The 20,943-nt window shown below is 60.5% G+C and carries 12 protein-coding genes; all 12 read right to left on the bottom strand.

Translation table 11 applies throughout. From position 1 onward, the window contains the following. Nucleotides 1-45: 45 nt before the first annotated feature. Nucleotides 46-906: a flagellin domain-containing protein gene (locus tag K3F44_RS02645; RefSeq protein WP_103436641.1), complete on the bottom strand. Its 861-nt coding sequence runs from the start codon at nucleotides 904-906 to the stop codon at nucleotides 46-48. Between the two features lie 291 nt (nucleotides 907-1,197). Next, entirely contained in the window at nucleotides 1,198-2,133 is a 936-nt protein-coding gene (locus K3F44_RS02640) for a ketoacyl-ACP synthase III (protein WP_220633286.1), read from the bottom strand. Between the two features lie 227 nt (nucleotides 2,134-2,360). Beyond that, the gene (locus tag K3F44_RS02635; protein ID WP_220633285.1) at nucleotides 2,361-5,900 is read right to left on the bottom strand and encodes a glycosyltransferase; all 3,540 of its coding nucleotides are present in this window, start codon (nucleotides 5,898-5,900) and stop codon (nucleotides 2,361-2,363) included. A 39-nt stretch (nucleotides 5,901-5,939) separates the two neighbouring features. After that, nucleotides 5,940-7,094, bottom strand: coding sequence for a dTDP-4-amino-4,6-dideoxygalactose transaminase (gene rffA, locus K3F44_RS02630; protein ID WP_181107584.1), 1,155 nt, complete (start codon nucleotides 7,092-7,094; stop codon nucleotides 5,940-5,942). A 23-nt stretch (nucleotides 7,095-7,117) separates the two neighbouring features. Continuing rightward, complete coding sequence (locus tag K3F44_RS02625; protein WP_220633284.1) at nucleotides 7,118-8,497, bottom strand: FAD-binding oxidoreductase; 1,380 nt, start codon at nucleotides 8,495-8,497, stop codon at nucleotides 7,118-7,120. 12 nt (nucleotides 8,498-8,509) lie between these two features. Further along, nucleotides 8,510-9,277, bottom strand: a complete 768-nt coding sequence (locus tag K3F44_RS02620) for a hypothetical protein (RefSeq protein ID WP_181107582.1) — start codon at nucleotides 9,275-9,277, stop codon at nucleotides 8,510-8,512. A 36-nt stretch (nucleotides 9,278-9,313) separates the two neighbouring features. Continuing rightward, nucleotides 9,314-9,949 carry a class I SAM-dependent methyltransferase gene (locus K3F44_RS02615; protein WP_103436635.1) on the bottom strand — a complete coding sequence of 212 codons (636 nt, stop codon included), beginning with the start codon at nucleotides 9,947-9,949 and terminating at the stop codon, nucleotides 9,314-9,316. After that, nucleotides 9,946-10,644, bottom strand: coding sequence for a WbqC family protein (locus K3F44_RS02610; protein WP_220633283.1), 699 nt, complete (start codon nucleotides 10,642-10,644; stop codon nucleotides 9,946-9,948). The genes K3F44_RS02615 and K3F44_RS02610 overlap by 4 nt, the downstream gene beginning before the upstream one ends. Before the next feature lie 114 nt (nucleotides 10,645-10,758). Further along, nucleotides 10,759-13,515, bottom strand: coding sequence for a glycosyltransferase (locus K3F44_RS02605; protein WP_220633282.1), 2,757 nt, complete (start codon nucleotides 13,513-13,515; stop codon nucleotides 10,759-10,761). A 54-nt stretch (nucleotides 13,516-13,569) separates the two neighbouring features. Next, nucleotides 13,570-17,142 (bottom strand): glycosyltransferase, encoded by a 3,573-nt coding sequence (locus tag K3F44_RS02600; RefSeq protein ID WP_220633281.1) that lies wholly within the window; start codon nucleotides 17,140-17,142, stop codon nucleotides 13,570-13,572. A 145-nt stretch (nucleotides 17,143-17,287) separates the two neighbouring features. After that, entirely contained in the window at nucleotides 17,288-18,880 is a 1,593-nt protein-coding gene (locus K3F44_RS02595) for a flagellar hook-associated protein 3 (protein WP_220633280.1), read from the bottom strand. Between the two features lie 13 nt (nucleotides 18,881-18,893). Further along, nucleotides 18,894-20,933 carry a flagellar hook-associated protein FlgK gene (gene flgK, locus K3F44_RS02590; RefSeq protein ID WP_220633279.1) on the bottom strand — a complete coding sequence of 680 codons (2,040 nt, stop codon included), beginning with the start codon at nucleotides 20,931-20,933 and terminating at the stop codon, nucleotides 18,894-18,896. Nucleotides 20,934-20,943 lie beyond the last annotated feature (10 nt).

The raw sequence follows: 20,943 nt of genomic DNA, 5'->3' as shown, positions 1-20,943 counted from the left end.
GGGAAGCGCTTCAACGCACTCCCCCGCCGAGAACCTACTGGCAGATTAGCCCAGCAGTTTCAGAACTGCCGATGGCAGCTGGTTGGCCTGGGCCAGAACCGAAGTCGAAGCTTGCTGCAGAGTCTGCTGCTTGGTCAGCTGGGCAGTTTCAGCAGCGAAGTCGGTGTCCTGAACACGGCCGCGAGCAGCTTCAGCGTTTTCGTTGATGTTGTTCAGGTTGTTGATGGTGCTGGTCAGGCGGTTCTGCGAAGCACCCAGGTCAGCACGCGAGCTGTTGATCGCGTTCAGAGCGTCGTCGATGGCGCTGACGGCGGCGCTGAAGTTGTTCTGGGCAGCAGTGGTGTCTGCACCAGCGATGGTTTTGCCAGCCAGACCGGTCAGTGCTGCACCAGCACCGGTGGTTTTCATCGCGCCGCTGAGGCTGATGGTGATCTGGTTCTGAGTGCCAACGTTGGAGCCGACCTGGAAGGTCATGACGCCAGCGGTACCGTCCAGCAGGTTCTTGCCGTTCAGCTGGGTGCTGTCAGCGATACGGTCGATTTCCAGGAGCATGGACTGGAACTCTTTGTTCAGCGCGTCACGGTCGGTCGAGCTATTCGAGTCGTTTCGCGACTGAACGGCCAGTTCACGCATACGCTGCAGAATGTTGGTCTGCTCTTGCATCGCGCCTTCAGCGGTCTGAGCGATCGAAACACCATCGTTGGCGTTTTTGATAGCCATGGTCTGACCACGGATCTGCGAAGTCATACGCGTAGCGATCTGCAGGCCGGCAGCGTCGTCTTTGGCGCTGTTGATTTTCAGGCCGGAGGACAGACGGGTCATCGAGGTGCTCAGTGCATCGGAAGCACGGTTCAGGTTCTTCTGAACGCCCAGAGAGGTGGTGTTGGTGTTAACAGTCAAAGCCATGACGAATTCCTCGTTGGATTGGGTACTACGGCTTCCGGCCTTGGCAATTCGCCGGGTGTGGCACAGAGAACCTTCGTAATAGTTATCGTCGTCAGGGCGGGTTGCTTTAGCGAAATTTCAAAATAATTTGCTGGCAACGTGCCAGCCCAGTGAATTCAAGGACTTGACGCCAAGATACAGGCAGCGCTTGAGCCATGAATGCTCATCCTTTTGTAAGGTTTGGCGCATGGCGGATAAAAGAACGCCGCCTTGAACAAGGCGGCGCTTCGACAACGAGGAGATGGGCGGTGCTCAGTCGCAACGCTCGATGATCGCCGAGCCCCACGACAGGCCTACCCCAAAACCGCTGAGGGCAACGCGCTGATGCCGGGAGCCGAGCACGTGCTTTTCGAGGAGCAATGGAATGCTCGAGGATACGGTATTACCGGTCTCGACCATGTCTTTGACGAACTTGTGCTTGTGCTCGCCCTCCTTGAAGCGCAACGAGACCGCGTCAACGATCGCCGCGCTGCCCTGATGCAGGCAATACAAGTCGATATCGTCAGCCTGCAGTTGGCTGGCATCGAGCAGCTGTTGCAGATGAGCAGGGATCTTGACCAAGGCAAAATTGTACACTTGGCGACCATTCATGAAGAACTTGCCGTCAGTGGTACGCAGATGTTCTGCACCGCCGCCATCGCTGCCAAACAACGACTTGCCTAGCTGCCAGCTGGCTTGCTCACCCATCCAGGTGGCCGTCGCGGCATCACCAAACAGCATGGTCGTGTTGCGATCTTCTGGATCGACGATCTTCGAGTACGGGTCGGCAGTGATCAACAAACCGTTCTTGAGCCCTGCCGCTTCCATGAAGCCCTTCATAGCGTACAGGCCGTAAACGTAGCCGGAACAGCCCAGGGAAATATCGAAAGCAGCAATATGGGTTGCCAGGCCAAGCTTGTGCTGAACGATCGCGGCAGTATGCGGCAGGCCCTCGGCATCGCCGTTCTGGGTAACCACGATGACTGCATCGATGGCTGCCGGGTCCAGCCCTGGATTACTGGCAAACAATGCCTTGGCGGCCTCGACACACAAGTCAGAGGTTTCCTGATCGGCGTCCTTGCGCGGCAAGAAGGTCGAACCGATCTTGCCGAAGATAAAATCCTGGTCTTTGCCGAATTTCGCACCCTGGGCGTAATTGTCGACGCCCTCGGCAGGTACGTAGCTGGCGATGCTTTTAATGCCAATCATTGTGGCTTCCCGGTAGATATGGCGGATATTCGCAGGGGCCACGACCTTACGATCGCGCCTTTACTATGGCAATTTACTGCCCGCTGACCCAATAGAGTAAAGATGCACGTTTCGACTGCCAAGTCACGACTCACCAGACAATCGAGAATCACCCTCCTGCGCGCTCTGCAAAGAAAGCCACGGCCCGACCGTCGATCATCTCACGGCGCGCCCTGCCCACGCGCAGACTAGCGCTCCAGCCACACCTGACGCCAGGCCTGCAGACGCGGCCCGGCCAGCAACCAGTCAGCACGGACAGCCGCCTGCAGCGCATCGCCCAAGGCTGCAGATGCATCGCGATCCTCTAGGTGCAGGCGAATTGCCCGCAACCACTCCTCTGTCTGGTTAGCCACCCGCGACAGCGGCAAACTGTCCGCACCGGCCAATCCGGCCACCCGACTACAGACTACCGGATGACCACAGGCCGCGTGCTGCAGCACTCGCAAGTCACTCCCACACGCATTGACCAGCGTATCGGCAAGCGGCACCAGCGCCAGATCCAGATTCAGTGCCGCCAATGCCAGCCCCAACTGTCCAGGCTCAACTGCCGGGTGCAGCTCTTTGACAAATGGCTGCAGCACGGACGGACACTCGCCGATCACCACCCAATCGACCTCATTGGCAAGCGCTGGCACGACCACTTCAAGCAGAGCGGCGTCTGTGCTGCCCAGCCATCCCACGCGCGCCCGCTCAGCCGTGCGGCGCTGCCCTTGCAGGCGACCCCAATCTGCCGACAACGCACTCTCAAGCAAGCGAATATCGTCATGTGCCCCACGCAACAGGTCAGCCAGCACAGGGCTGGAAACCACAACGCGGTCCGCCTGCATCAATCCCGGCTGAAGGTGCTCCAACAGAGCGGCAGCGCCGCCTCCAGCTGCCAGGCCCGGCGCAAAGCCATCCAGGTCACAAATCTTGAAGGCCTGCGAGAACGCTCTCAAGCGGCGCAGCGTCAACAGTTGGTCTTCGTCAATCGGCCGCTGCATGACAATACTTGCAGGCGCAAAGCGCTCGATCTGCACGGGCGACATCAAGCCCATATGAACCGTGCCATCGATCAGACCTGCGCGGCCAAGGGCTTGGTGGGGCTGGATCAGACGCAACTGGCCATCCCCCTCGCAAGCAGAGGCCAACACCAGGACGGTAGGCGCGATGTCCTTGAGTGGACGCCAGCTCATGGCATTGCTTTGCACTGCGAAGGCCTCGCCTGCCACCAACGAGAAATTCTCGTTGTAGCAAGCGTCGTGCAGCAATTGCGGTAGCCAGCGGGCGAACAGCGCATCTTCTTCATCGGCGCCGGGTGGCGAGACCACTTCAGCTTCGATCAAAAACCGTGCATAAGGGGTCCAGACGTTAAGGTAGCCGGCCTGCTGCAGCTTGAGGCACAAATCCGCGCCGACCCAAGGCACCAGCAAAGGATCGAGCGCAAAACCGCCTACCTGCAGGAAACTGTCGCGGCGGACCATCAGACACTCATCCGCAAGCGCGCTGCAATCATGTTCCAGCCATAACCTGCCCATGTAGCCGACATGGTCATGGGCAGCGCCGTCTACGCCGCTACTCACACTGCCGCCCAGGCCTAGTACCAGCGCGGCGCGGTGGAGCAAGCCAGTGCCTGTCTGCAACTTGCCGGCCACGGCCCCTACTTCCGGGCGCTGGGCCTGGTTGAGCAGCGTCTGCAGCCAGCCCCCGTCAAGCACACTGACGCCAGCATCAAGCCAGACCAGATAATCACCGCGAGCCTCCTGCGCCGCAGCATTGCACAAGGCAGCGCGTGACTGGCCAGGCATGAACCGCAGCACCTGGAAGCGCGCCTGGTCAATCTGGCTGACCATCTCCAGCCACTGCGCCACAGCTGGATCGTCGGACCCCGGCTCGATCAGGACGATTTCGTAAGCAGAGTGGGTGGTTTGCGTGAGGAGGATTTCCAGACAACGCTGCAACTGCACAAGACCACCTTGCACATAGATCATGATACTGACGGTGGCCTGCTGCGCGTGCTGGTAATCGATACGGTAACAGCCAGCCGCCTGCGCCAGCGCCAGTACTTGTGCCTGGGCATAACCGCGCTCGTATAGATGCGCTGCAATCACAGCGCGCTCGTCAGGGCAGTCGCGGACAGGCGCACCGTCGGCGACCAACAGGGGCTCGCTGACGTGGGCTACGCAACTCAGCCCGTGCTCGTTGAGCAATCGCAGCTGGCAGGCCAGCTCCGCCGCCGCTCCGCTGGCCAGACCGAAACCTTGCTGGCTCAGCACGGCGAGGCGTCGGTACAACCAGTGTCGGGCCAGGCTGGCAGGCTGCGCCAGCAGCAGATCAAGGTTCAGTTCCGGCCGCAGGCAGAGGTCAACAGCTCCACCGTCCAGGCGTACCGCTTCGTCGCCGAACAGCGCCAGACAACTGGGCGGGGTCTCAAGTAGTTTCAAGGCCACCATCAGCATGCCGCTGGCGGTAAATTCGACACCCGCCTCGACCAGCATGAACCAGTCACTGGTGCTGTCCGCGAGTAATGTGTTGACCGGCGCCTGCCATTGCTCTGAATCACCTGGCAGCCACCGCGCCGTTGCTTGATCCGGCTCATCGCGGCTCAGAACGATCACCTCCAGACGCTTGTAAAGGCTGCGCTGCAGGCTGTCCAGGGTGCGCGCCAGAGCCACCTGATCGGCGCTGGCGCGCACAACTACGGCAATCGTGGGTGCCGCAGCTGCGTCAAGTTTTGCGTTGATCAGGCGCAGCGGCTCAGCCAGCGGATAACGCTGCCGCAGCCAGCCCAGAACACCCAGGGCATTGCCCTGTTGCTCACGCCGCGCGGCCTGCTGGGTCTTGTCGACAAACACTTCAAGTTGCTGCCAGAACGGCGCGGTACGCTCAACGTAGCGTTGCAATGCACCTTCGACGCCAGCGCTGGCGTGGCGCAATGCATCGGGCTGATCGAGCATGGCAAAACCGCTGCTACCGACAAAGCTGGCATCAAGGAACTGCTGATCAATGCCATGACCCGGTATGAAAATCACCGGGCAACCACAGAGCACGGCAATCACGCACGTCATCGACCACTCGTGGGTGTACATCACCTGCGCTTTGCGCAAAAGATCAGCAAGTTGGGCAAGGGTCAGGGCATTGGCCATGCTCAGCAGGCGAATGTCGGCCGGCAACTGCGAATAGTCGATCTGCTCCAATGCGAAGCGGTTCTGGTACAGGTACGTGCCCTCGCGCACGGTCCCGGGCGCAGCTGCACAAAACAGATCGACATTGATGGTCGGCAGGCACAGCAGGTCGCCTTCGGGGTTACCGTGACGCGCTGCAATCAACGCGCCGGAATAGAACAACAGGTCGGATGGAGCAGCAGCCATACCGCGGCCAGTGATGAACCCTTCGAAGTTCAACAGGAAACGCGCCACCACCGAGCACTCGAACGGATTGCCTTCGACGACCTCTGGATAGATCGCAATCGGTACCTGGCCAGTATCGACATGACGCTGGGCCGCCTGAGCATCGAGCAAAGGTGTTTTCAGGTCTGGGTTGACCTGAGCCTTACCCAGAATATAGGCCTCTCGCCCGCGCAGATTGAGCAGATGGCAGAGGTAGTGCAGCGAGGCAATGCCTGAGGAGGTTTCCCGGTAGTCCGGCGCCAGGATGTAATAAGGATGCTCTGGCCTGGCGTACAGCTGCCGCAGATTGGCCAGAGCTTGCTCGGGTGAGCAACCCTGACCCAGCGCAGGATTGGACATCGGTTGAAACTCCAGAATCGGGGCGACTGCGCTTGGGTTTCAAGCGCTAGTGAGCTGGGTGAAAAAGTCCTGAATGGCCGCGCAAACCTCATCGACCTGGCAACCCGCCATGTCGGAGAACAGCGGCAGACGCACCAGACAGTCGGAAACCTTGCGGGTTATCGGCAGCTCTCCGACGCTACGCGAAAAGCGCAGACCTGCCGGCGAGTCGTGCAAAGGTACATAATGGAACACCGCATAGATCTCACGCTCGCGCAGGAAGCGGATCAACGCGTCCCGCTCGACACTGCTACGCATCAACACGTAGAAGATGTGTGCATTGGCCGGCTTGCCGCCCGGTGTGCGCGGCAGGGTGAAACAACCGTCAACTTCCAGCGCGCCGAGCTGATTGTAATAAGCCTCATACAACGATCGCCGATGATCGTTGATGCTTTCCCCCTGCTCCAACTGTGCGTACAGGAACGCTGCGGTCAACTCACTTGGGAGAAAGGACGAGCCAACGTCAACCCAGGTGTATTTGCTGACTTCGCCACGGGCGAACGCCTTGCGGTTGGTGCCTTTCTGCCAGATTATCTCGGCGCGCTCGATCAGCTTCGGATCATTGATCAACAATGCACCGCCTTCCCCGCTAATGACGTTCTTGGTCTCGTGAAAACTCAGGCAGCCAAGGTGGCCAATGGTGCCTAGCGCACGCGTCTTCTGCCGAGCCAGAATAGCCTGTGCAGCATCTTCGATAAGCATCAAGCCGTGCTTCTCGCAGATCCGCATCAGCGCGTCCATGTCACAAGGCTGGCCGGCATAGTGCACCGCCACGATCGCCTTGGTGCGCTCGGTAATGGCCGCTTCAACCAAGCGCTCGTCGAGATTGAGGCTGTCCTGGCGGATATCGACAAACACGGGTATCGCGCCGCGCAGGACAAAGGCGTTGGCGGTGGAAACGAAGGTGAACGACGGCATGATGACTTCATCACCAGGCCCCACGTCAGCCAGGATCGCAGCCATCTCCAAGGCAGCGGTACACGAGTGCGTCAACAATGCCTTGTGGCAACCAAGATTGCTTTCCAGCCACTGATGGCACAGCCGGCTGAAGTGACCATCGCCGGCAATGCCACCGTTCATGACCGCCTGTGCGATATAGAACAGCTCTTTGCCAACCACAAAAGGCTTGTTGAAAGGAATAACCTGCTTGTCCACGTTCGTTTCTCCGGTCACGCGTTTCAGGTGAAGTCGTCCAGCGACAGATAGCCGCCGATCAAGGCATCGAGGAAGTCCACCTGTATCGCCTGCTCAAGCCCGTGCATCTCGAAAAAATCGCGGGCCCGGTGATAGTAGAACTGCTCCATCGCCTGGTCGGCATCGGTGTGGCCAGCGTCATAGCCGTGCTGCGAAAGCGCAGAGCATTTGACGGCTGCGTACTTGCGGCAGCAGGCCTCGATCGGCTGGTCGAGCAGCGCGCTGCGCTGCGGCCGGGCATGCTCAAAGTAGGCACGCGCTTGCCCTGTAATCGGCTTGTCGAGCAGCAGTGCGGCGAAGTTATCGGCCAGCCATGGAGCAAAGTGGTAGCCATCGCGGCGCGTGCCGGTGGCAATGAATGTGTTGTCATTGAGCTGACCGAGCACCGGATAGCCATCGAGACTGACAGGACGATAGCCAAAGTTGTAGCGCACCAGGCCACTGGCACGGTGCATCTGGTTGACCTGATTGATCGCGCCGTTGATCAACGCGGCAACCGCTTCGGCGCGCGGATACTGCTCATCGACAGTGGTCACCAGGTTGGTCGCGCCGACCACGAACAAGTCATCCTGATAGGGCGCATGGTAGATGCCACAGGCGCCACCACGATTTGGTGTGCGCAGTACATAGCGACCCTTGATGCCAGGGTTTTTCAGCACTACGGTGGCGCCGACGCCATTGATCACGCGGATGCAGTCCTGCTCTTGCCAGAGCCGGGTGGCCATGCTGCCGTTGGCCAGCACAACGCGCTCGCCTGCCAGCACGCGGCCATCTGCCAGGGTCACACCGCGGGTGCACCCGCCAACCTTGTCCAGCGCCTGTACAGTGCCGTCAATAAAGCGCACGCCGCGCTTGACCAGGCTCGCTTGCAACGCATGGATTACTCCGTCGGGATTGACCACGCCTTCACGTGGCAGGAACAACGCCTGCCGGCTGCGGTAGCTGGAACCTGGCATATAGGCCGGCTCCATATTCGGTTCGATTCGCTCGAAGGGCTCGGCGAACTCGTCCAGGTAACCGGCGATGGCATCGAATGCCGCGTCTTCAAATGCGTTTGAGGCATTGTTGTTGACCAGCACGGTACCCAAGCGGTAGTGGGCAGCAGGGATGTCGAACTCCTCGACAAAGTTGCCCCACAAGCGCGCAGAGGCCTGACTCAATTCGAACTTGAGCCGATCTCGCGGCTGATCGAGCGCGCCCGGCTCAAGCTCGGCAAACGAGTTGAGCATCGCCGCAGCGGCCATCGAGGCACTGTTGGTTCGGTCGGCGGGGCCGATGACCTGAATCTGATCAGCCGGCACACTGCGCGACAAACCCGCTGCGATAGCCAGGCCAACCATGCCATTACCAATGATAAGGAACATGCGCAGTCCTCCTCAGAGCAGCTTGACGATACACAGCGACGGGTAGGTTTCTGAGCGCTTGATCTCATGGCGTACCTTACCCAGCACGTCGGCAGCATAGGCATAGCCCTCGCCGGGGAGGAAGTCGCGCTGCAACTGGAAGAACACCAGCAACGAGCCGGGTACGCAGCGCGGCAGAATCTGTTCAAGGGCGAAGCGCGTCGGCCCTTCCAGATTCATGTCGAAGAACGCCAGCGCTACCAGCAAGTTGCGGTTGTCTTCAATGAACGGCGGCAGGGTGTCCTTGATGTCCCCTTCGACCACTTGGTGACCACTGGGCACCTGTGGCAACGCATTGATGCTTTCGTGCAGACCGAGCAGGTGACGCAGATAGTCGGCGTAGCCGTTGCCGGTGTGGTAGCAACCGTCCTGGAAGTGCTCGTTGTTGACCTTGCCGTCATTGTCATGCGACTTGTAGCCGGCAAAAGTATCGAACGCGGCAAGGCGACGTTGCTTGTTGAACGGTTCGAATACTGCTCGCAGGTTTTCACAGAGCACGGCGTTCTGCCCGCGCCAGGTGCCGAAGTCGAGAATCGAGCCCGGCAAATGAACGATTTCCCGGTACAGGTCGGAAATCGCCAGCAGTCGCGCCAGCGAAGCTGAGCGGATGAACAATCCCAGGTTGCGTTCTTTCTCGGCGTCGTCCAGCGGCGCCTTGGTGAACGCCTGCCAGAGTTGCTCGCGAGCCTCGAGCTGGCTTTCGTCAGACTGGGTAACAGAAGTGGAACCGCTTTTGAGCATGTGAATCTCCAGGAAACAGGAAAACCGGACGGCCGCTTACGATGCCTTGCGCACCAGCAGGGTGAACTCGTACAAGCCGTAGTCGTGCAAGAGTGACACCTGTCTGGAGTAGGTTCTTTTGCACAGATCAAAGTAAAAGCACGGATCAGCGTAATGAAGGTAATCGCGCATGAACGGTGGGTCGGAATAGCTGGTCAGGCAGTTGAAGGCAAAGCCCTTGCGGCTGCTGGCATCCATACAACGCAAGACCTCGGCGATATAGCCTTGCCAGGCCTCAGCTGATGTCTGTTGGCAGACATTGAAGATACCGCTCGCCACGGCGTAGTCAGCCTGGCGCGAGGGCGCTGCGGCCACTTCGAAAAAGGCATTGGCGTCGCTGCCATGCGTGGCAAGCGCAGCGTTGATCATTTCCGCCGACAGGTCGTATCCATGGTAGTCAACCGCGAAGCTGCGCTCGCGCAGCCAAGTCAGCAGGGCACCATAGCCGCAGCCGACGTCGATCAGGCTGAACCCCTGCTCACGCTCCGCGAGCGGGACCAGCTTGAGCAACTGCTCAAAGCGCAGCTGCTGCGAATCGGGGCCATTCCAGTCGACCCCCTCGGGGGTCGCTCCATGACTGCGGATACGCGACGAATAGTAAGCCTCGACGTCCTGCAGGATGTTTTCGCTCACGCCCGGCGCTCCAGGAAAGCCGGGGCATCTGCTCCGGTGTTGAACAAAAGGTCGATAACACTCAGCGCATGCGCGAACTCACCGTACATCTGCGGGTATTCGGGATAACCGGCATAATTCATGTACGAAACGTCGAGCCCGGCAGCGGCGAACGCCGCTTCATCCATGTAGGAACTGGCGGCAGGCCCGGACAGATATTCGCTGGCGCCCAAAGCCAGGCAAAGCTGGATCAAGCGCTCATTGCGACCATCAGCACCGGGCAGATCTTCGGAGCGATAAAGCGGGGTGTGGATGCCCAACAGCGGGCACAGCCCAGCGATCAGTAGATGATTGATGCTGGACAGATGCTGGAGCTTGGCGGCCTGCTCGAACAGAGCACGCAGCGGTGCTTCCATCTGCGCAAAACACGGCGCGCGGCGGTAACTCATCTCGATCGTTTTCCAGTGTTGAGCCGCCCAGTCCGCGTCGCTGACTTCAACTTCGTTGATCAACTGCTCATACCGCCCACGGTTCTTCACGGCAATGGTCAGCCAATGCTCACCTTGGGCGGTCTTGATTTTGTTGCGGTTACGCCAGTCGCGTCGGGTGTACTGCACATCGTCGTACAGAACAAACGCGTCGACACTGCGAATCAAGTCGAAATAGCCCTTCCACGGAATGTAATTGGACTGCACCACGGCCACTTTTTTCTGCATCCCGAACCTCGCGCACGCCGCAGCACAACTGGCGTCGCCCTGCCCTGTCAATAATTTGCCGCCCAGCGACGAAAAAGCCGGGCACTAAGCCCGGCTTTGCAATTCCCGCGCCACTTAACCGAGCTGGGCGAGCCACTGCAGGCTTGCGGGCGCGACCGGCCCAGGTGCGTCAATCCCCCCCCTTAGCTGGCCGCTAAACGCATGCGGCCAGCGCTCTGCCAGCTCATGGCCAGCCTGGACCGCACACTGTGCGGTGAGCAGTAGCTCGGCCCGCGGCGTCCACACCACCATCAAGCCGGTAGCGCGTGCTGTGAGGCACAACTCGATATCAGCACCGTCCCGCCTGGCCAAACCACCACACGCGTCGAACACCTCCTTGCGCACCATCAGGCAATCGCCGCTGACCGCATCACAACTACGTACAGAAAGCGGCCAGCGATCTGCAGCACTCCGCTGCGCAGTGAAGCTCTGCCATGGACTGTGCACCTGCGCACCTTCCAGGAGGGCATAGCCGGCGTGCGCCAAGGTGCCGTCAGGCGCCCATAGACGCGCGCCAACCACACCCACCTCAGGACGCTGAGCTTCGTTGAGCAAGGCTTCGATCCAGGCGGGGTTGATCACCTGACAGGCTTCGGACAACAGCAACAGGTATTCACCACGCGCTTCTGCAGCCGCCAACGACAGCAGTTGGCTACGCGAACTGCCCGTCGGAGCGCTGACCAGACGCACGCGACTGCCGAACGCCTGCGCCTCACCCGAAGTCGAGCCGCCTTCGACAGGCCGTGCGACCAATACTTCATAGCGTGGGTAACGGGTACGCTGCAGGATGCCGGTCAGACACGCCTGCAGTTGCGCCATATCGCCTTGATTAGCCAGCAAGATGCTCACCAGTGGCGTCGCCGAGTGGCGGAAGTCGATGCTCAGTGCGCCCGCCTCCTGCGCACGCACATGGCCGCGGTATCCCAGCTGGGCGAGGTGCCGATTGAGCACGCCGAGCGCTTCGGTGGCCAGTGCTGGCGTGGCCTGCTGGCCAATCACCAGGTATTCATCCATGTGCGCCAGGCTGCCTTGTCCCTGGCTCTCGACCAGGCGTAGCAACAGATCTAACTCCAGTGCATGCGGGCAGGTTTCGCTGTAACCGCCCAGCTCGACCACCGCCTCACGCCGCACCAGCCAATGGCGCGACATCAGCCCGGGCTGACTGCGCAGCAAATCCAGATTGCTGCCAGGCCGCACTACGGCGAGCAGTCGCCCATCGCTGTCGCGCTGAACTTCATTACTGGCAATAGCCTGACAGACCGGTGCATCTGCAAGCTCTGCCAGAAGACGCAAAAGGCCGCCGGCAAGCAACGTGTCACCGGCCTGCAGCAGCATCAGCCACTCGCTGGTCAGTTGGTTGACGATGCGGTTGAGGTGCGAGACCCAGTTGCCCTCTGTCACCTGAACAAAGTGCAAGGTGTCGCGCGGGGTGGTGACCGCCGGCGGTCGACCGGCTTTGAGCACCACCAGTTTGAAGTTGCGCATGCCGCTGGCCAGCAGGCTGTCGAAGCTCGCTTGCAGAGCGGCGTCATCGTTGCCCAGGTCCACCAGCACAAAGCAGACAGTCGCAGCTGGGTTGCGTGCCAGATGCGCCAGCACCCGTGTCCGACCTTGCTCATCCGGAGTACTGGCTTCGATAGCTGCCAGGACTTGGCCCGAAGGTGTTGCCTGGAGCAACTGCTGACTGTCGGCGCCTGGTACTTGCCCAAGGCGCTCGAGCCAGTTGGCCAGTTCGCGGGCGCGGGCCGAGTCGGCATCATCAAGCAGCATCAGTTGCAAGCGCCGGCACACTTCGCGACTGAACAAGCCCAGAGAGAGTGCCTGCCAGTAGCGCTCGACCAGGCTTTCTGGGGTGTCATTGGCGTGCTCGCGCATCAGTTCGCCCTGGCGCACCCACACCCCTTCCAGCGCATACTGATGCTGCTGACCGGTCGGCCACGCATGACAGAGGAACTCCACCGCCGTCAGCTGAGCAAACAGCTGTGCATTGTAGTAAGGCAGTTCGACGTGCTGGCGCGGCTCGAAATCACGCTCCGGGTCATCGATCACACTGCTCCAGCGCGAAGTTACCAGCAAACGCGCCTGCTGCTGATCCCAAGTCTGCCGGACAAAGTTGTTGACCAGTTCAAAGCCGTGCTCATCGGCAGCGATACCTTGCCCCGCACTGTCCCACTGCCGCAGCAAGCGCACAGCGCTGGCCAGTTGCTCTTCGCGCGCATGCGCGCTGGCCTGATCCGTTGCGAGTTCACACACGACATCAGTCTGGTGCAGTATCGCCACGTCGCCACGAGCCAGAATCGCCCATGACAGCGCAAGGCGCCAGCCCGCGAAATCGAGGTCGTCCGGTACACTCGCTACAGCTACCTGCAGGTCTGCCAAGCGCACCACAGCGCGCCAGGCCTGCAGCCCGGTCTGTGCGTACTGTTGCAGACGCGCACGGACGTTGCCGGCATCAGCATGCTCCAGGGCAGTGCCGACAGCGTGATAAGTTAGCCGGGCGCTGTCAGCTTGATACGCCAAGGCATAACCCTGCGCTGCGATTGCCTGGGGCAACTCGCGCAGACGTGCCTGAGCGCAAGCGAGCGCGGTCGGGATGACAAAATCGGCATCCAACGTCAGCATGACCAAAGGCGTCTCTACTGCCGTCAGCGTTGCGAGCAGCCGTGCGCTGCACGTTGCGCTCGAAGTGCCCGTCAGCAGCGGCTCCACGGCCACACAGGCAACCTCCGCCGCACGATAGTAGTGAAGCGCCCGAGGGCGATGACCTGCCTGGTCATGCCCGAGCAGGACCACGGTCACATCACTGGCGGACCCGATTGCGATTTCGATCATATGACACCTGTTGAAATGGTCGTTGCAGCACCCACCAGGAGCAGGTGCCAAAGGTCAGTCCGCCAGCCAGGCATTCGCCCAATGCTGCAGATGATGTTCGTTGAGTATGTAGTCGCGCAGCACTGCCTCTCGCAGGGCATCACCCTGGCGGTAACTGGCCAATGGGTCGGCCAGGTGCATCCGAATCGCCTCAAGCCAGTGATCACTGGTGTTCTCTCGCACCCGAGTACATGGCAGATATCCGGAATAGGCCTTGGTGTCGCTGCAGATCACCGGGAAGCCACAGGCACCGTATTCGAGCAGACGCAGGTTGCTCTTGCAGTCGTTGAACAGGTTGCGCTCGAGCGGCGCCAGCGCCAGGTCGAGGTTCAGACTGGCCAGCCTGGCCGGGTACTGGCTGAACGAGATCCCTTCATGGAACTCCTTCACATACGGCCGCAGGGGCTCTGGACACATACCGAAGAACACCCAATCGACTTCATCGGCGAGCGTTTTGACAACATCCTCCAACAGCTCAAGGTCACCCCGGTGACTGGTGCCCCCCGCCCAGCCTACCCGCGGCCGTGCACTGGTCTGACGCTGACTGGCAAGGCCTGTCCACAATCCCGCCGCGAGCATGTTCGGGACTACGCGGATATCGTGATGCAAATGCGACAGCGCATCGGCCAGCGGCTCGGTCGAAACCACGACTCGATCACACAGGGCAATGGCCTGACCGACCAGCTCGCGCATATTGCCGGGCATGTTGCGGGCATGATCGTTCTTCTTCGCAGGCTCGATGATGTAGTCATCCAGCTCATACACACGGCGCGCGTTGGAGAAACGCTTGTACTGAGTCATGTCATGGATGTTGCCCGGGGTGTAGCGGCACTGCAGGATCATTACATCGGGCTTTTCGCGCTCGAGTTCGACCAGGCCAGAGGCGCTGTAATCGATGCGTCCCTGCACCCAGCCGGCCCGCTCGAGTTCGACAAACGGTTGAATTACCCGGTAGTGGCCGATCGCTGTGGCGTTGGTCGGTAGCGCCAGCACCGATGGCATGGCCCGAGCTATGAAAGGATCCCAGCCATTGCGCAGCCCCGGTTCAAAATTGAAGTTGGGCACTACCAGGCTGAGGTTGCGATTGTAGGCCGGATCCAACGCGACCCACGCCAGCCAGCGCTCATAGAACGCCAGACGGTCGTTTTCCTCGGCTTGCGTCGCCACCTGCGGGTCGCTATGAGGAGTGCGGGCGACTCTGGAGAATGGCGTCCACACTGCCAGATAGCCGGCGGTACGAGCGCGCAGGCACAGGTCGGCGTCGTGCAACTGGTGTTGCAATGCCAGCGCCTCGAATCCGCCCAAGGCATCAAACAGCTCACGCCGCACCAACAGGCAATCCAGACTCAGCGCGCTCCAGTTCTGGACCAGGCTCAAGCGATTCATGTAACTTTCGGCGTTGCCGGCGCAGGACGCAAACGCACTGCCAGCTGCCCCTTGCATACCGAGCACCATACCCGCAGAGATTACAGCGCCAGTAGGATCCAGCAGCTTCGGCCCGACCACCCCCACCTCGGGACGCTGAGCGTGGTGCATCATCTCGGCCAGCCACTGATCGTCAAACAGCAGGCAGCCACTGTCGACAAACAACAGGTAGTCGCCGCAGGCGTGGACGCTGGCCTGATTCAAGCTGGCAGCCCTGCCGCGCCCCATAACGCTGATGCAGCGCAGTTGCGCACTGCCAAGGCCGGCCATCGCCTGTAGCCAGTCGAGCAGCGCCGCCGGGGTGTCTTCGTCGGCCACCAGCAGCACCTCGAAGCCACTGTAGGCGGTATGCGCGAACAGTGATTCGACGCACTGCATAAGCGCCTGCAGCTCGCCGTCGGCGAGAATCACAATTGACACGCTGGCCACGTGTGGATGCTCATAGGTCACGCGGGTGATCAGCGAGCCTTCGACAGCGACTACCTTCGCACCGATTGCCAGGCGCTGCAGATGGGCCTGCACGATACGCGCCGCCTGAGGGTGGCTGGCGCTTTCCTGCAACCAGTCCGCATAACGGTACTGGCACTGCACCAGCACCTCGGCGATGTGCTCAATCACCTGTGGCCCGTGCGCCTCGACCATACGCCAGAGCAGATCGTGTGCTGCCAACCCGCCGAACTCCCCGTCCCAGCCTCCCAGTGCGCGCACACCGCTGGCTTTGAACGCCAGCAGGCGGCCGACATAGGGCAGGCTGCGCATCAAATCCAGGTTGAAATCCGGTTTGAATACCGGCTCGGACGGTGCGAGATTGTCATTCGCTCCTTCATCGAAATACAGGCACTGGATATCGCTGCGCAGCGCCATGCGCTCGGCCATGATCACCAGCGCGTGGGGTTGCAGACAATCGCCAGCACGCATCAGCAGCAGCCAGTCAGCTTGCTGATCGTCCTGCAACCAGCCATTTAGCAGAGCCTGCGCGTACTCGTCGCCGAGCAGATAGTCGACGTCGCGGCCGACACTGGCTTGCAGCGAGGCCGGGCCGATCACCAGCACTCGCTGCGCGGGATAGGATTGCACGGCCAGGCTGTCGAGCGTCCGGCGCAATGCTCGCTCGTCGCCCTCACGGCAGAATACTGCGGGGACAATGCGTGGCCGCGAAGGCCACTGCTCGATGCGCTTGGGCAGCAAGCGCAGCTGGCCATCAGACAAAGTACGGCATTCCAGCCACTCGCCATACAACTCGGCAAAGCTCAGGCTGTCATGGCCGATGTGCTGGTTGAAATTGGCCATCTGCGCCGAGAAATAGCGGCGCAGGTTGAACTCGTCCCAGACTTGCTCGCTGCCGCCGGTAAACTCCTCCAGCACCTGGTAACGCACCCAGCCATCGGCGGGCGCGGCTTCGCTGGTGCGGGCCGCGAGCATCTGCATCAACCATTCGCTTTCACTCTTGTAGGCCTCGACCATGCTCCCCTGCAGGCTCAGCCGGCCTGGATGAACGCGCTCGAGGCTGAGCACCTGGTTCAGGCTACACAGATGACCACGACGCAGCAGGCAGGCATACAAGGCGAGGTCAAGCCGCGCGACAAAGCCCTGGCCGTCCTGGACCAGGGTTGCCAGGTACTGCCCGACCTGCGCGCGCCGCATCAACGCGTGGCTGAGGCCACCAAACAGGTTCGGTGCATGATCGGAAATACTCTCCAACAAATCAGTTCCATGCAGCACTGCATTCTGCATGGAGATCACAAAGTTCAGCGAGCGTGAGGGTAGCAATACATCATCGGCAGCGCACAACAGACGCTGACATATGACAAGACTCACCTGCGGGTAGTCTGCCAGGACTCTGGCCTGCGCACTGATGCAACCCCCGAACAACGTGTCGTCATCACAGAGAACCTTGATCAACTCACCAGAGGCGCGCGACAGGCAGGCCAGCAGGTTGCTGGCAAGGCCAAGACGGCTGGGGTTGCGGGTGTAGTGGACAGGCACCGGCGATGCTTGTGCCAGCTCGACGCACAGGCTCTGGATTTCGCTCCCAGCACTGTCGTCGCAGACAACCACTTCCAGATTGGAATAATCCTGCGCCAGCGCACTGACCAAGGTCGCGCGAAAGAACTCAGGGTTGAACGCTGGGATGGCAATCGTGACAAGGGGGTGTGCGTTCACAGGAGCTCACTTCAAAGCAGTAAATCGAGGTAGTCGAAGCTGACCGGCGGCACCGCATCGAGCTGCGGTGCCCGGCTCATAGTCAGCTGCTTGACGACCTGCTAGAACTCAGCGCCAGCTCCTCGGCGAAGCTGCGCCGAAGCGATCAGATGTAGTTGACCAGCGACAGCGTCGCAACCTTGGCAAAAGCCTGCAGTGATGCCTTGAGCATGTCGGTCTGGCGCTGCAGACGTAGCATGACCTCGGCAGGATCGCTTTCGCGGATCGAGCTCTGCGTCTTACTGTTTTCGGTGCTCAGTGCCTCGTTGGTTTCGGCCTGGATATCCAGCGCCTGACCGCGACCACCAATGGCACTTACCGATGCCGAGACTTGGTCGGTAGCACTGGCAATATTGCCGATTGCCGAATCCAGCGACGCGAGGAAGTTCTGCCGGGCGACCGGATCGTCATCCATCGGCGTGCTCAGCGCGGTGCGCAGCTGGCTGATGGTTTCCAGCATGTTCTGGGTTTGATGGGTATCTGCCTTGAGTGCAAAGGAGTCACCAGCATCCGGTGGCGCTGACAGAGTGAAACTCAGACCAGCGGCTGTCGCGACGTAGGGATCAAGCGCAGTACCGGTGCCGCTCAAGGTACCACTGTCAATTGGACGGCTGTTGGCGCTCAGTGGCGCTGCGTACAGATCGAACTGGGTAGGATCGGTTTCGGAGAACCTCAGGATGGCCCCGCCACCCGGAAATGCCGCCTTGTACTTGGCATCATCGACAATGCTGACGCCGGTAACCTGGCTGCCGGAAGGACCATTGCCAGCGCTGCGCGTGCCGCTGACGGTATCGGCCTTGGCGCCCAGCACCAGCTTGTGACCATTGAGGGCAGTCGCCGGGTCATCTCCAGCCTGCAAGGTGACCTTCAGACGCAGGTCAACCCCACGGAAATTGATCGAGGTGTTTTCCCCGGCAGGATCGAATGCGCCGGCTTGAGTCGCCTCGCTGGTGACGTCTTGGCCATTTCTGTCGATGATCTTCATCTGGCTACTGCTGGTGAAGCTGATCTCGTACGGCTCACCGCCGCGGAAGCGGTCATTGAACGTCGAGTTGCCAGACACCTGACCATTGGACAGGTTGACGCGACCGTCATTCATCAGCGGGTCGCTGAACGAGGTTTCGGTGCGGCTGGTATTGAGCGCCTGCTCGAACGCGCTGTAGCCGGTTTCGTTGGCCGCCAGGCTAAGCATGTCGCCAACCTGCAGCATCAGATTGGTCTGGTCACCCTGATAGCTGAAGGTGCCGTCGGCATTCTTCACATACGGCTGGGTATCGCCCTTGGAACCCGAGAACAGGTATTTGCCGTTCTCGTCCTTGCTGTTCATCAGCGTGAACAGCTGCTCCTCGAGCGAGGCCAATTCATCGGCATTGGCTTTGCGGTCAGCGTCAGTGAAACTTGCGTTACCAGAGCTCACAGCTAGCTCATTTACCCGCTGCAAGACATTGCCGATAGCGTTCAACGTGCTCTCGCTGGAGCCAAGGGCATTGCGCACGTTGGTGATGTTACCGCTGTACTGCTTGAGCATGTTCTGTTGCTGCTCAAGCTGCAACAGACGCGCAGCGCCTACCGGATCGTCGGCCGCGGTACGGATGCGCAGGTTGTCGCTGGCTTCCTGCTGGCTCTTCACCGTGTTGGCAAGGTTGCGCTGATAGTTGGCGCTGGTGGTGTTGTAGAACTGCGAAGTGGAAATGCGCACGGTCTACGGCTCCTTAAAGGCTGTTGATCAAGGTGGCGAAGGTTTCCTGGGCCGCCTTGATGATCTGCGACGACGCGGTGTAGTACTGCTGGAACTTGATCAGGTTGCCGGTCTCTTCATCGACCGAGACCCCCGACAAGGAATTGCGGCTGTCCAACGCAGAGTTCTGCAATGCACCGGTGGCGTCGCTGTCCATCTTCGCCTGGCCGGCCTTGCCGCCTACGTTGGAGACCAGCTTGGCATAGGCGTCGCTGATGCTGATGCCCTTGCCGTTGGCGCCTACATCCACGGTGGACCTGGTTTGCAGGTCGATCACCGACTGGGCATTGCGGTTATCCGCCGAGCCTGAGCCAGTCAAGGCCACACTGTAGCTGTCACCGTTTTTTGGCGCGCCGTTGACGTTCATCTCGAAGGTGAAATTGCCACCTAGAGCATTGCCGTTGGCATCGGTCAAAGGCACCGACAATTGCAGCTTGTTGTCCTGGCCGGGGATGATCGTGCCGGTGCCGATCGAGTCACCCTTGGCGTTGTACAGGGTGTAGCTCTGCGGCGAGGCGCCATCGTCGCCGAACACCAGTTTGACCGGGGTGGAATACTTGAGGCCGGTCTGCAGCTTGTTCAGCTCGGTTGCGTCGTAGATGTCCAACTTGGTGGTAAGGGTTGGCTGGGTGATCACGCCAGTGCCCTTGTTGCCCGAACCGCTGGTAGCGGTCAGCGGCGAGGCCATGGCCAGGCGCTTGGGGTCGGTCAGCACCGACTCGATGGTGGCGGCAGCATTGCGCGTAGGAGTGATCTTGAAGCTGTCACCGGCAGCATAGGTGCCGCCATTGCCCGACAGGCTGAAACCATCGAACACCGGCGCCGGGTCGTCGTCGAGGTTGTGCGTGCCCATGTCGGTGCCTTCCGGCAACTTGCGCACGGTGTATTCTTTCAGGTTGGCCGGGTTGTTGAAGGTAACCTGATAGTCGCTGGTGCCAAGCTTGCCGCTGTCGGCAATGGTCACGTTGATATTGCCGGTGCCGGCATTGCCCTGCTTGGCGATGCTGCGCTCGCTGATGGCCTTGGCGCTGTTGATGTCGCCGAACAGGCTGGCGCCGAAGTTACCTTCCTTGTCGATGCCTTGGGCCAATTGGCTGTTGATTGCATCAGCCACCACCAGTGCCACGCGACCGAGCTCGTTGAGCGCCGGGTCGAGGGTTTCCTTGCGGTAGCGGATCAGGCCGCCAAGCTCACCACCGCTGGTGCTGTTGGTGATGTCCATCTTGGTCGAGCCGCGATTGAGGATCAGGCTCATGCGGGTCGGGTCGGCCGCGCTCGGCTCGACGCCAAGGGTCTGGGTGGTGTTGCCCAATACCAGTGCCTGGCCGTTCTTCAGGTAGATGTCGTAGTTGCCGTTTTTTTGCTCGACCACATCGGCGCCGATCAGTGACGTCAGCTGGCGGACTGCACCGTCACGCTGGTCGAGCAGATCGTTGGGCTGGCCGGTGACTACGCTGACCTTGGAGATCTGCTCGTTGAGATCGGCAATGGTCTTGGTCAGGTTGTTGACCTGAGTGGCCAGCGAAGCCATGTTGCTGTTGGTGTTGCTGTTCTGCTGATTGAGCTGGGCAGACAACGTATTGAAACGCTTGGCCAAGGTCTGCGCGCTGGTCAGCAGCAATTGGCGCGAGGCGTCTTCGGTCGGCTTGGCCGAGGCATCCTGCATGGCGCTGAAAAAGCTCTGCAGCGCTGCAGTGATACCGGTATCGGCACTGGACAGGGCGTTGTCCAGCGGAGTGATCTGGCTGAGGTAGGTGTTGGCATCGCTGGACAGCGAGGTGGTGGTGCGCAACTGGTTCTCGAGAAACGCGTTGTACACCCGTCGCACGTCGGCCAGGGTGGTACCGGTACCGATGAAGACCTGGCCAGTCTGCTGGCCGCCGCTGGTCTTCTGCACGTTTTGCTGACGCGAGTAGCTGGCGACATCGGCATTGGCGATGTTGTTACCCAGGGTGTACAACCCCGACTGTGCGGCTCCAAGCCCTGACATGCCAATATTGAGCAAACTCGCCATGGTTCTCTAC

This window comes from Pseudomonas sp. S07E 245, assembly GCF_019599025.1.
In the GTDB taxonomy this organism is placed as follows: Bacteria; Pseudomonadota; Gammaproteobacteria; order Pseudomonadales; family Pseudomonadaceae; genus Aquipseudomonas; species Aquipseudomonas shirazensis.
This window is presented reverse-complemented; position numbering and strand designations above follow the sequence as displayed.

Coding starts and splice junctions, on each gene's coding strand:
- K3F44_RS02635 (WP_220633285.1), bottom strand. CDS start 5,900: ATGTCCAATCCTGCGCTGGGTCAGGGTTGCTCACCCGAGCAAGCTCTG.
- K3F44_RS02610 (WP_220633283.1), bottom strand. CDS start 10,644: ATGCAGAAAAAAGTGGCCGTGGTGCAGTCCAATTACATTCCGTGGAAG.
- K3F44_RS02605 (WP_220633282.1), bottom strand. CDS start 13,515: ATGATCGAAATCGCAATCGGGTCCGCCAGTGATGTGACCGTGGTCCTG.
- flgK (WP_220633279.1), bottom strand. CDS start 20,933: ATGGCGAGTTTGCTCAATATTGGCATGTCAGGGCTTGGAGCCGCACAG.
- K3F44_RS02625 (WP_220633284.1), bottom strand. CDS start 8,497: ATGTTCCTTATCATTGGTAATGGCATGGTTGGCCTGGCTATCGCAGCG.
- K3F44_RS02620 (WP_181107582.1), bottom strand. CDS start 9,277: ATGCTCAAAAGCGGTTCCACTTCTGTTACCCAGTCTGACGAAAGCCAG.
- K3F44_RS02640 (WP_220633286.1), bottom strand. CDS start 2,133: ATGATTGGCATTAAAAGCATCGCCAGCTACGTACCTGCCGAGGGCGTC.
- K3F44_RS02645 (WP_103436641.1), bottom strand. CDS start 906: ATGGCTTTGACTGTTAACACCAACACCACCTCTCTGGGCGTTCAGAAG.